The organism is Schaalia sp. ORNL0103, from assembly GCF_019429565.1.
Classification (GTDB): Bacteria; Actinomycetota; Actinomycetes; order Actinomycetales; family Actinomycetaceae; genus Pauljensenia.
This window is the reverse complement of record NZ_JAHXSA010000001.1, coordinates 1,640,484-1,652,030: the sequence shown is the minus strand read 5'-3', so window position 1 is coordinate 1,652,030 and position 11,547 is coordinate 1,640,484. Positions and strand designations below refer to the sequence as shown.

At 66.0% G+C, this 11,547-nt stretch carries 8 protein-coding genes; 5 read left to right on the top strand and 3 right to left on the bottom strand.

What is annotated here, in order from left to right; genetic code table 11:
- Positions 1-13: 13 nt before the first annotated feature.
- Positions 14-853: an aldo/keto reductase gene (locus JJJ16_RS07190; protein ID WP_219751905.1), complete on the top strand. Its 840-nt coding sequence runs from the start codon at positions 14-16 to the stop codon at positions 851-853.
- Between the two features lie 1,429 nt (positions 854-2,282).
- Here JJJ16_RS07190 and JJJ16_RS07185 read toward each other — a convergent pair.
- The 3 genes from JJJ16_RS07185 to JJJ16_RS07175 form a co-directional block, all read right to left on the bottom strand.
- Positions 2,283-2,738 (bottom strand): GNAT family N-acetyltransferase, encoded by a 456-nt coding sequence (locus JJJ16_RS07185; RefSeq protein ID WP_219751904.1) that lies wholly within the window; start codon positions 2,736-2,738, stop codon positions 2,283-2,285.
- A gap of 67 nt (positions 2,739-2,805) precedes the next feature.
- The gene (locus tag JJJ16_RS07180; RefSeq protein ID WP_219751903.1) at positions 2,806-3,963 is read right to left on the bottom strand and encodes an SAM-dependent methyltransferase; all 1,158 of its coding nucleotides are present in this window, start codon (positions 3,961-3,963) and stop codon (positions 2,806-2,808) included.
- Between the two features lie 79 nt (positions 3,964-4,042).
- Complete coding sequence (locus JJJ16_RS07175) at positions 4,043-6,415, bottom strand: alpha-L-fucosidase (protein WP_219751902.1); 2,373 nt, start codon at positions 6,413-6,415, stop codon at positions 4,043-4,045.
- A gap of 467 nt (positions 6,416-6,882) precedes the next feature.
- Between JJJ16_RS07175 and dnaK the strand changes: the two genes are divergently transcribed.
- The 4 genes from dnaK to JJJ16_RS07155 are packed head-to-tail and all read left to right on the top strand — an operon-like array spanning position 6,883 to position 11,018.
- Positions 6,883-8,718: a molecular chaperone DnaK gene (gene dnaK / locus JJJ16_RS07170; protein ID WP_007590341.1), complete on the top strand. Its 1,836-nt coding sequence runs from the start codon at positions 6,883-6,885 to the stop codon at positions 8,716-8,718.
- Positions 8,715-9,371, top strand: a complete 657-nt coding sequence (locus JJJ16_RS07165; protein WP_219751901.1) for a nucleotide exchange factor GrpE — start codon at positions 8,715-8,717, stop codon at positions 9,369-9,371. Before dnaK ends, JJJ16_RS07165 begins: the two co-directional genes overlap by 4 nt.
- 39 nt (positions 9,372-9,410) lie before the next feature.
- Positions 9,411-10,460: a DnaJ C-terminal domain-containing protein gene (locus JJJ16_RS07160; RefSeq protein ID WP_219751900.1), complete on the top strand. Its 1,050-nt coding sequence runs from the start codon at positions 9,411-9,413 to the stop codon at positions 10,458-10,460.
- Positions 10,461-10,463: 3 nt separating this feature from the next.
- Entirely contained in the window at positions 10,464-11,018 is a 555-nt protein-coding gene (locus JJJ16_RS07155; protein ID WP_048670594.1) for a heat shock protein transcriptional repressor HspR, read from the top strand.
- Positions 11,019-11,547: the final 529 nt, after the last annotated feature.

Below are 11,547 nucleotides of genomic sequence, written 5' to 3'. Positions count from 1 at the left end.
CTACGATTGACACATGAGTGAGATCCCCGCGTACACCCTGAACGACGGCCTGGACGTCCCCGCGATCGCGCTGGGGACCTACAACCTGCGCGGTGCCTCGGGCGTGGCCTCCATGGTGGCCGGCATCGAGGCCGGGTATCGCATGCTGGATAGCGCCTTCAACTACGAGAACGAGGGCGCCCTCGGGGCGGCCGTGCGCCGCTGCGGCGTGCCCCGCGAGGACCTGCGCCTGGTCTCCAAACTCCCCGGGCGCCACCAACGCTACGATGAGGCCGTCTACACCCTCGAAGAATCCCTCATGCGTGCCGGCCTGGACTACTGGGACATGTATCTGATCCACTGGCCCAACCCCAAGCGTGGCCTATACGTCGAGGCCTTCCAGGCGCTGCTGGACGCGCGCGACCGCGGCCTCATTCGCTCCGTCGGCGTGTGCAACTTCCTGCCCGAACACCTCGACCGCGTGCACGCCGAGACCGGCGAGTACCCGAGCGTCAACCAGATCGAGCTGCACCCGTACTTCCCGCAGGCCTGTGCGCTGGAGTATCACGCGCAGGTCGGCGTGCTCACCGAATCCTGGAGCCCGCTGGGGCGCAAGTGGCGCATCGTCGAAGACCCTGCGATCGTTGCACTGGCATCCGAGGTGGGTGTGTCCCCGTCGCGTCTCATCCTGCGCTGGCACTACCAGCTCGGCACGATGCCCCTGCCCAAGTCCGGCAACCCCGAGCGCCAGCGCGAGAACCTCGACATTTTCTCCTTCTCGCTGGCGCCTGAGCAGATGGCTGCGATCAGTGCCCTCGGCCGCCCCGACGGCCGCCAGGCCGACCAAAACCCGGAGTACTACGAGGAGTTCTGAGGCTTCTCCGTTCGGTGGTGCTTGCGGCCCCGCCAGATCTCCGGCCGCCGCGTGGCCTGCCCGCCCGCTCGTCGTCCGCGCCGCGAGCTTCGCTCGGCGCGTCGTCTCGAAGCCCGGCCAGGCCCCGCAGGCCCCGCGGCGGCCTCCAATCGGGCGGGGCTTGTCGCTGTGCGTGGCTTGCCCGTGCCCTCCGGCCCCTCCGGCGCCCTCTACACCAGTGGGGCCGGGTCGCTGTTTGGTGGTTCAGCACGGCCGATCTCGAAGCCCGCCCGTGCCCTCCGGACCCGCCGGCGCCCTTCACACCAGTGGGGTCTGGTCGCTGTTTGGTGGTTCAGCACGGCCGATCTCGAAGCCCGCCCGTGCCCTCCGGACCCGCCGGCGCCCTCCTCACCGGCGGCTCTCGGTTGATGCTTTGCAATTTCGCATGCAATTCCCTGATGTCTGCAGCCCGTGGCTCCACGAAAAGCCCGGAATTTCAACGGCTATATTCCAAAATTTGAAGTGTCATCGGTCGAATTGCATGCGACATTGGGGGATGGTGGCCTTGTTGGGGTGAGGTGGGGTCTTGGGGCGTGACTTTTTTCGCCCTGCTCAGCTGGTTTGCCGCGTACGCGTGACAAAACTCGCCCAGCGCGCGCAAAACACCCCAAATTCGGCGCTTTTGTGTCAGCAGGGCGAATTTTGTCTCGCACAAGGCCAGATATGCCTCGTGTTGGGCGAAGAATGTCTCGCCAATGGGTGCTGCAATCAGGCTCGCAGCCCACGCGGCGACCTCCACGCCAGCCGCGTTCGGGTGCTAGTGAGTGCTTGCCCTGAGTAATTTCGCACGTAATTCCACTGCGGCTACTTCAAACCATGAAGTTGCAACGTTGCAATTGCAACGTTTGTGGATGGTCTCCAAAAGTGACCGCGGGAAATTATGTGCGACTTTTGTCTGGCTCTGGTTCTGGCCCTGCCGCGGCCCGCGCGCATCGGAAATCTCTCTCGTGAAACCGCCGTCGCCTTTGCTCGCTCGTATGTGCCCGGGGTTGAAACCGCCATCGCCTTTGCGGGTGAGAAATGGGCATTTTTGGTGCGTATTTTGTTTGCAGTGGTGTTGTCGGTTTCAACGGTTGCTGTTCAGCGGCGCGCAGTGGTGATGGGGGTTTCATGCTGGCCTGCATCAGTGGCTGCAGAGGTGTCATTGGTTTCAAAGTCGCCACGGGCGGGGTCCTGTGCGCGAAAAAGTTCGCCCAGCTTGGCCCAGGTCGGTCGCGCGTTCAGCAGCGTACATGAAGCGCCCGCCCCCGCATCATGCGGGGGTGGGCGGTATCGCAAAGAATGTATGGGGTGTCAGCAAAGCGAGCAACACGTGGAACGCTAGCGCCACCAAGCATCAGCACGCAACGTAAGCGTCACAACCGAAACTAGCTATGCAAGCGCCGCGTGCTCACTTCTTCTCGAGCGTCACTCGGTACACGTTGGTCTCGCGCAGCTGGAAGCCGGCGCGCTGGTACAGGCGGTTCGCGGCCTCGCGCGAGGGGCGCGAAGTGAGGTCGACGGTGCGGGCACCGATCTTCTGGGCGTGCTCGATCGCGGCGACCACGAGGGACTGGCCGGCGCCCTGGCCGCGGGCGGCCTCGTCGACGACGACGTCCTCGACCCATGCGCGCACGCCCGTGGGGATCTCGAAGGTGGCCAGCGACAGCATGCCGAGGATCGGGTGGTTGCCTTCGGCGTCGGCCGTCTCGGAGCGGAACACGAAGAAGTGCACGCCGGACTGGGAGAGGAAGCGCTCCACGTCGGCCTCGCTCATGGGGGCGGCGGAGCGGGAGAGCTGGGGGATCAGGCGCCCCATGGCCTCGTGGATCTCGGGCGTGGCGGCGGTGATAAGTTCGACGGTCATGTTTCTCCTAACGTTAGGTCCAATTGTAACGGTCCGAGGCCGCGGTGGGCCGCGCGATCGGAGCTACCTATGCGCGATCGAGGAGGAGGGCGACTTCGGCGTGGGTCGTGTGCGGGAACATGTCGAAGATGCGGCCCTCGACGGGGCGCAGCGTGGGCATGGCCGCCAGGTCTGTGGCCAGCGAGGCGGGGTTGCACGAGGAGTAGATGACGCGGGGTGCGCCGCACGCGTTCAGGTAGGCGGCCAGGTCGGCACCGATGCCTCGACGCGGCGGGTTCACGACGATCACGTCGGGCACGTCCTCGGGCGCCTGAGCGCGAGCCCACGAGGTCGCGTCGTCCGCGATGAAAGACGCAGCCGACCGTGGCAGGCCCGCGTGGCGGGCGGCGCTGATCGCCGAGGAGATCGCCCCGGAGGACACTTCGACGCCGGTGACGCGCGGGAATCCGGCGCGCGCGGCAGCGAGGGCGAAGCCGCCGACGCCGCAGTACAGGTCCCACAGGCTCTCGGGCAGACGTCCGTCGGCGAAGGGGCGCGATGCCCACACGGAGGCCTGCTCGTACAGGGCAGAGGCGACGGACGCGTTGGTCTGTGCGAAGGAGCGAGGCCCCAGCTCGAGGCCCTCCACGGACAGAGGCAGCGTGCGCGCCCGCGTCAGGATGATCTCGTCGGGGCCCTCCACGATGGCCTCGTGCGTGGGGTGAATGTTCGCGGTGACGACGTGGGCACCGGGCACGAGGTTGCGCAGGAGCGGCAGCGCCGAGCGAATGTCGGAGACGCGGTCGCGCGTGCGCAGCACGAAGCGGATCATGAGCCGTTCGCCGTCGCCCACGGTGATGAGGATGTTCTTGAGCTCCCCGCGCTTGGTGGGGACGTCGTAGGGCGTCAGATCGAGGGAGCGAATGAAGCGCTTGAGGCCGGGCGTTGCGCGGTTGATGGCGGGGTGCTGGATGGGACAGCCGGGCAGGTCGACGCCGCGGCGGTCGGGCCCCAGGATGCCCAGGGTGGGGCGGCGGCGGGTTCCTCCGACGACGAGCTTCGCGCTCGTGCGAAATCCCTTCTCCGGGGACGAGGCCGGGGCCAGCCAGGTGATATCGCCGGCTCCGGGGACGGGGGAGAGGGTGGCCGCGACGGCCTCCACCTTGCCGGCGAGCTGGCGCTCGTAGGGCTGGGGGAGGAGGGTGCAGGACCGGCAGGTCCCGGCGTCAAAGTGGTCGCAGCGCATTGCTCCAGTGTAAGTGGGGGCGGGGCGTACCGTCAGGTACGCCCCGCCCCCATCTGTGGTGGTTAAGCCCACGCGGTGCTTAGGCCTTGGCCAGGCGCGAGCGGCGGATGAACGCCGTGCCCGCTCCCGCGGCGATCAGCGCGGCTGCCACAGCGAGCAGCGCGTTGGTGCCGGTGCGTGCCAGGCCGCCCTTACCGCCCTGCTCGGGGGCGGGCGCCGGGGCCGCGGAGGGCTGCTCGCTCGGAGCGGCGCTCGGGTCTTCGGCGGGTGCCGGCGGTGCGGTGACCGTCAGCGGTGCGGAGGCCGTCACGGCGGGCGTGGTGGACTCGGCGACGACCGTGTGCTCGCCGGCCTCGGTGTCGGCGGGAACCGTCACCTCGGCGGTGAAGTCGCCGTTCGCGTCCGTGGTGGCCTTTCCGACCTCGACGGGCTCAGAGTGCAGCGTGATCGTCACGGCGGACTCGGGCGCGAAGCCAGTGCCCTTCACTGTGACGTTCTTGCCGGCCTCGACGGTCGACGGCTTGACGGTCACGGCGGGGGTCGAGAGCTTCTCGGCCTTGACGGTGACCGACTTGACGGTCGTGTCCTTGCCGAAGCCCTTGAGGGCGTACGCCGGGTTGTCGTATTCCAGGGTCACGCGAGCGGTCTGGTTCGCTCCGATCGCGAAGGGGCCGACGCCCTCCTTGAGCTCGGCAACGGTGAGGTTCTTGATGACCTGTCCGTCGACGCTGACCTTGTACTTCGCGTAGGCGTCCGTGAAGCCCTCGGTGTCGAAGGCGACGCTCACGCCCGAGGCGACCTGGTCACCCGAGGTGATGGAGGCCGTGAAGCTGGTCTCGCCGGTCTTGGGGGTGGGGGCCTTGAACTTTTCGAGGCCGGAGGCGGGGATCGTGGTCGCCTCGGTGCCGATGGTGGTCAGGCCGGTGGGCACGTAGTTGGGCGTGCCGTTCGTGGTGACCGTGACGACGGGGAGGATCTCGTCGGGCTGCGCGGGCAGCGTGATGACGAGGTCGTTGCCCTCGACCTTGTAGGTCAGAGCCGCGTCGGATCCGTCCAGCTTCACCGAGGAGATGTCGTTGGCGCCGGCGCCGCGCAGCGTGATCGTGCCGTCGGCGGGCCACTTCTCGATGCCCAGGTAGATGTGCGAATCATCGACCATGGTCTTGCCCCAGGTCTCGATGGGGAAGTGGGTCGGGCGCGAGTTGTTGAGGATGCCGGGGTGCGCGCGGTTCCAGTCGCCGATGCCCTTGAGGACAGAGGCGTCCCACGGGTCGTAGGAGCCGTCGAACTTGGGGCCGACGTTGAAGAGGAACTGGCCGCCCAGGGCCACGGTCGAGAACATGTTGCCCACGATCTCGGTGGTCTTAGTGTGGGCACCGCCCGGGGCCTTACGCAACGCCGTCGTGTTGTCGACGTCGATCATGTGGTCCCAGTCTTCCTCGGAGTAGTCCGGGTAGCCGGTGTCCTTGAACTTGGGAGCAGCGTCGTCCCAGTTCGCGTAGCCCCAGGTCTTGTGGAAGATCGAGACGGCCGACTCCCAGGGGCCCTGGGTCTGCTCGGACTGCATCTCGTTGTCCCAGCCGACCTCGAAGTCCGCGCGGTCGTTACCGACGCGCGAGTTGATCATGATGTTCGGCTGGAGCTCGTGCGCCCACTGGCGCAGCTGGTCGGACTGCTCGGGGTTCGGCTTGCCCATGTCGTACCAGAGCTCGGCGATCTCGCCGTACTTGCCACCGAGGAGTTCCTTGAGCTGGGCATGGATGTAGTCCATGTAGCCCTCTTCGTTCAGCGTGTTGTCGTTACGCCACGGGTTCTCGGGCTGCTTCTCCCAGTCGATGTTGGAGAAGTAGAGGCCGAACTTGATGCCGACCTGCTTGCAGGCCTGCGACAGCTCAAGGAGCGGGTCACGGTGCGAGGGTGACTGCTTCGTGAAGTTGTAGTCGGTCGTGGCCGTGTCCCACATGGCGAAGCCGTCGTGGTGCTTGGAGGTGATGAGCAGCATCTTCATGCCGCTGTCCTTGGCCTGCTGACACCACGCGGTCGCGTCGAAGTTGGGGGCCTCGAAGGTCTGGGCGGTGGCCAGGTACTCCTCGCGAGGGATGCCCTGCAGCGGGATACGGGAATCCCAGGTCTGCTGGTGGCCCCATGCCTTGATCTGCTCGGGGTAGCCCACTTCCTGCTTCTGGCCCTTGTACCAGCCTGCGTAGGAGGAGTAGACGCCCCAGTGGATGAACATGGCGTACTTCATGTCCTGCCACTCGGATACCTTCGCCTCGCTCGAGGCGGCGACGGCTGCGGGGATCGCGTAGCGCGCGTCGTAGGTGGCCTGGGGGGCGGGGGTGCCGGACTGGGCTCCGTCGGCTGCTGGCGTGTCGGCCAAGGCGGGACCTGCCATTCCTAGTGTCAGTAGGCCGGCGAGGAGGCCGCCAGCCAGTCGGTTCGTGATGCGCATCAAGTCTCCATTGATTGACGGGACTCTCGGTCGTTGAGAGCGTTACTAGTTTGCCAGAGGAGGGGTGTAGTACGCCACTTTCGAATTTTGCAAAAACTAACGACGAGCTTTCGTTCGACTTACGACTGTTTGACACTGCGCAAATTTCCGCACGATGTGGCCGCGTTCTGCCTGGCCAGGTCAGATGGAATAAAACCGCGAAAAGAAAGTTGAGTACATCAGACTCAGGTTTTGAGTAGCTCAAGCTTGTGGGCGCCGGTGATGGAATAAAAGTCGGTCCTGCAAAGTTGAGTGAATCAGACTCAAGTTTGAGAGCTTCGGGTTGCGGAATAAAAACCCTGCTCCTAAAGTTGAGTACAACAGACTCAAGGATGTGTCGGGACCTTCCCGGCACCACATAGACCACACAGACCAACGCGAGCCGCTCCGGAAGCGGAGACGGCTGAGCGAACGAAAGGACAACAACCATGGCACGTGCAGTCGGCATCGACCTCGGTACCACCAACTCCGCTATCGCCGTCCTCGAAGGCGGCGAGCCCACCATCATCCCCAACGCCGAAGGCGCCCGCACGACCCCCTCGGTCGTCGCCTTCTCCAAGACCGGTGAGGTCCTGGTTGGCGAGATCGCCAAGCGCCAGGCCGTCACCAACGTTGACCGCACCATTTCCTCCGTCAAGCGCCACATGGGCACCGACTGGACCACGGAGATCGACGGCAAGAAGTACACCGCGCAGGAAATCTCCGCGCGCATCCTCATGAAGCTGAAGGCTGACGCCGAGGCCTACCTGGGTGAGCCCGTCACCGAGGCCGTCATCACCGTCCCCGCCTACTTCAACGACGCTCAGCGCCAGGCCACCAAGGATGCCGGTCAGATCGCCGGCCTGAAGGTCGAGCGCATCGTCAACGAGCCCACCGCCGCGGCCCTGGCCTACGGCCTCGAAAAGGGCAAGGAAGACGAGCTCATCCTGGTCTTCGACCTCGGTGGCGGCACCTTCGACGTGTCCCTCCTCGAGGTGGGCAAGGACGACGACGGCTTCTCCACCATCCAGGTGCGCGCCACCTCCGGCGACAACAACCTGGGTGGCGACGACTGGGATCAGCGCATCGTCAACTGGCTGATCGACCAGGTCAAGGCCAAGACCGGCGCCGACCTGTCCAAGGACGCGGTCGCCCTCCAGCGCCTGAAGGAAGCCGCTGAGCAGGCGAAGAAGGAGCTGTCCTCCGCGACCTCCACGAACATCTCGCTGCAGTACCTGTCCATGACCGCTGACGGCCCCATCCACCTGGATGAGTCCCTGACGCGCGCCAAGTTCGAGGAGCTGACCTCCGACCTGCTCGAGCGCACCAAGAAGCCTTTCCGCGATGTCATGGCCGAGGCCGGCGTGACCGTCTCCGAGATCGACCACGTCGTGCTCGTCGGCGGCTCCACCCGTATGCCCGCCGTCACCGAGGTCGTCAAGGAGCTGACCGGCGGTCGCGAGCCCAACAAGGGCGTCAACCCCGATGAGGTCGTCGCCGTGGGCGCCGCCCTGCAGGCCGGCGTCATCCAGGGTGACCGCAAGGACGTCCTGCTCATCGACGTGACCCCGCTGTCGCTCGGCATCGAGACCAAGGGCGGCGTCATGACCAAGCTCATCGACCGCAACACGGCCATCCCGACCAAGGCCTCGGAGATCTTCTCCACCGCCGAGGACGGCCAGCCCTCCGTGCTCATCCAGGTCTACCAGGGCGAGCGTGAGTTCGCCCGTGACAACAAGCTGCTCGGCACCTTCGAGCTGTCCGGCATTGCCCCGGCCCCCCGCGGTGTGCCGCAGATCGAGGTCACCTTCGACATCGACGCGAACGGCATCGTTCACGTCTCCGCGAAGGACCGCGGCACCGGCAAGGAGCAGTCGGTGACGATCACCGGCGGTTCGTCCCTGCCCAAGGAGGACATCGACCGCATGGTGCGCGAGGCCGAGGAGCACGCCGCCGAGGACAAGAAGCGCCGCGAAGAGGCCGACACCCGCAACCAGGCTGAGCAGACCGTCTACGCGACGGAGAAGCTGCTCAAGGACGAGGCCGACAAGATCTCTGAGGAGACCCGCGAGGCCGTCCAGAAGGACGTCGACGCCGTCAAGGAAGCCCTCAAGGGTGACGACATCGAGGCCGTGAAGACCGCCATGGCGACCCTGTCCGAGTCCGGCATGAAGATCGGCCAGGAGATCTACGCCAAGCAGCAGGCCGACGAGGCCGGCGCCCAGTCCGCGCCCGCGCAGGACGACGTCGTGGACGCCGAGATCGTTGACGAGGACAACAAGTGAGCACCGAAGAAACCAACGGTTTCTCGGCGCCCAACGAAGACGCCAACGTCGCCGGGGCCGACTCCTTCGAGTCGGCCCCGGCCGGCCAGGCGGCCGAGAACAACGAGACCGCACCCGGCGCGGATGACGCTGCCCAGGCCTCGTCCGAGGGTTCGACCGACGACATGAGTGCCTTCGAGGAGCAGATCGAGGACTCCGACCTCGCCAAGGCCCTCGAGCGCATCGCGAGCGTCGAGGACCAGCTGGCCCGCGCCAACGCGGAGCTGTATAACCAGGGCCAGGAGTACGCCAACTACGTGCGTCGCTCCAAGGAGGCCATCCCCGGCCATAAGACCGCGGGCCAGGACGAGGTCATCGAGTCGCTCATCAGCGTCCTCGACGACATTGCCGCCGCCCGCGCGCACGGCGACCTGGAGGACGGCCCCTTCGCGTCGATCGCCACGAAGCTCGAGGAGACGCTCAAGACGCGTTTCGAGCTGGAGCGCTACGGCGCCCCGGGCGACGACTTCGACCCCGCCCTGCACGACGCCCTCATGGCGACCACCAGCCCGGATGTCGACCATCCCGTCATCGGACAGGTCCTCACCAGTGGCTACCGCCGCGGAGACCGCGTGGTGCGCGCCGCGAAGGTGCTGGTGAACAACCCTGAATGACATCGACACGCTCGCAACTGAAAGAGAGGTGACACGCGCGTGAGTGAACAGGAATGGTTCTCCAAGGACTTCTACAAGGTCCTCGGAGTCGACAAGACGGCGGATAAGAAGGCCATCACCAAGGCCTACCGCAAGCTGGCTCGGCAGTGGCACCCGGATCAGAACCCGGGCGACAAGGCCGCGGAGGCCAAGTTCAAGGAGATCGGCGAGGCCTACGCCGTCCTGTCCAATGAAGAGGATCGCAAGCGCTATGACGCGATCCGCGCGATGGCCGGCGGTGGGGCGCGCTTCTCCGCCGGATCGGGCGGCACGGGCGGCTTCGAGGACCTCTTCGGTGCCTTCGGCGGCGCCGGCGGCTTCGGTGGAGGCGGCCATAACGTGCGCTTCCAGACCTCCGGCATGCCCGGCGGCGGGGCTGGCTTTGAGGACATCCTCTCCGGCCTCTTCGGTGGTGGCGGCGGTGGCGCGCGATTTGGAGGCGACCCCTACGGCTCACCCTTCGGCGCCGCCGGTCACGCCCAGCAGGCGGCACCCACCCCTGAAAAGGGCGGGACCGTGCGCGCAAAGCTGGCCATTTCCTTCCGTCAGGCCCTGAACGGCGCGACCTTGACCATCAGGGTTGGCGGCTCTCCGATCAAGGTCCGCATTCCCGCGGCCATTAAGGACGGCCAGAAGGTCCGCGTCAAGGGCCACGGTAAGCCCGGCATCAACGGCGGTCCCGCGGGCGACCTCGAGGTCGCCGTGACGGTCAAGCCGCATCCCGTGTTCTCGCGCGAGGGTGACGACCTGGTCCTCACCCTGCCCGTGACCGTGTCCGAGGCCATCCTTGGCACCGTCGTCGACGTGCCGATGATCGACGGCAACACGGCCACGGTCAAGGTGCCCGCGGGCTCCTCCTCGGGCGCTGAGATCCGCGTGCGCGGCGGGGGAGTGAAGACCTCCAAGGCGACGGGTGACCTGATTGCCCGCGTGGCCATCCAGGTTCCCGCCAAGCCGAGCCGCGACCTCAAGAAGCTCGCGAAGGAGATCGCGAATGCCGAGGGCGACCTCGACGTCCGCGCCTCCCTGTTCGAGGCCGTGGAGGAGTAAGCCATGGCGAAGACGGGATCGGACGATGCGATCACGTTCGTCATCTCGGTTGCGGCCGAGCTGGCGGGCATGCATCCGCAGACCCTGCGCCAGTATGACCGTCTCGGCCTGGTGATCCCCGCCCGTACTAAGGGGCGGGGACGCCGCTATACGAAGCGGGACGTGCAGCGTCTGCGCGACGTGCAGCGGATGAGCCAGGAAGAGGGCATCAACCTGGCGGGAATCCGACGCATCCTCGAGCTCGAGCGGCGCGTCGAGGCCTTGGAAGAGGAGCGGGATGCCCTGCGTGGGGCGGTCGCAGCGGCCGAAGCCAAGCGCAATCGCGTGTTCGCTGCGTCCGCTGACGGTCAGGTTATGCCGATGCGGCGAGGCCAGCGCCCGTGGGATAGCTCCTCGAGGTCTGAGGCTCGCTCCGGAGGCTCTCTCACCGTGTGGAATCCGGTGCGGGCGCTCGCGGCGCTCGCCTCCTCCGAGGCTTCGGCGCGTTCGGCCCTTCCGGCTGCGCCGCGATCGAATGGGCGCGCGGTGATTGAGGGGACGATCGTCTCTCGCCGCTAGGCATCGAGATATAAAGGACTGCGGGACCCATCCAAAGGATGGGTCCCGCAGCATATTCGATCGAGGATCCGGGGGCACACAGGATCCCCGACCGAAGCCTGGAACAGGCGACAGGCTTTCGCCTGCTGAACATAGTTTTACCAGGTCACGGCAGGTTTCGATAGTTGATTATTCGGGTGTGGACCGCTTGGCACAAACGTGCAGGGGCCGCGTGAAATGCGTGCGTCAGATTCGCTACTATTTTTTTGGAAATGCCCTCTGACCTGCAATTTTGTCGGCGGGTGCGCCTTTTCCTTGAAAATGCTCATGTTGTGGGCCGATGGGACGATGCTCTTGGGTGGCTCATCGGTCGATATTGACCGGTGGGACATATCGACGCCATCACAGAGAGATGGCGTGGATAACGTCGATATGCAATACGTAACTATCTGTGCAGGTCAGGTACGTATCAGCGTGTCGCGCGAGGAAAGCGGTCGCCGCGGCGCCCCTCGTTCGTGTCCTGATAGAAAGGGTCGAGATGCGTCAGCGG

Coding starts and splice junctions, on each gene's coding strand:
- JJJ16_RS07190 (WP_219751905.1), top strand. CDS start 14: ATGAGTGAGATCCCCGCGTACACCCTGAACGACGGCCTGGACGTCCCC.
- JJJ16_RS07185 (WP_219751904.1), bottom strand. CDS start 2,738: ATGACCGTCGAACTTATCACCGCCGCCACGCCCGAGATCCACGAGGCC.
- JJJ16_RS07180 (WP_219751903.1), bottom strand. CDS start 3,963: ATGCGCTGCGACCACTTTGACGCCGGGACCTGCCGGTCCTGCACCCTC.
- JJJ16_RS07175 (WP_219751902.1), bottom strand. CDS start 6,415: ATGCGCATCACGAACCGACTGGCTGGCGGCCTCCTCGCCGGCCTACTG.
- dnaK (WP_007590341.1), top strand. CDS start 6,883: ATGGCACGTGCAGTCGGCATCGACCTCGGTACCACCAACTCCGCTATC.
- JJJ16_RS07155 (WP_048670594.1), top strand. CDS start 10,464: ATGGCGAAGACGGGATCGGACGATGCGATCACGTTCGTCATCTCGGTT.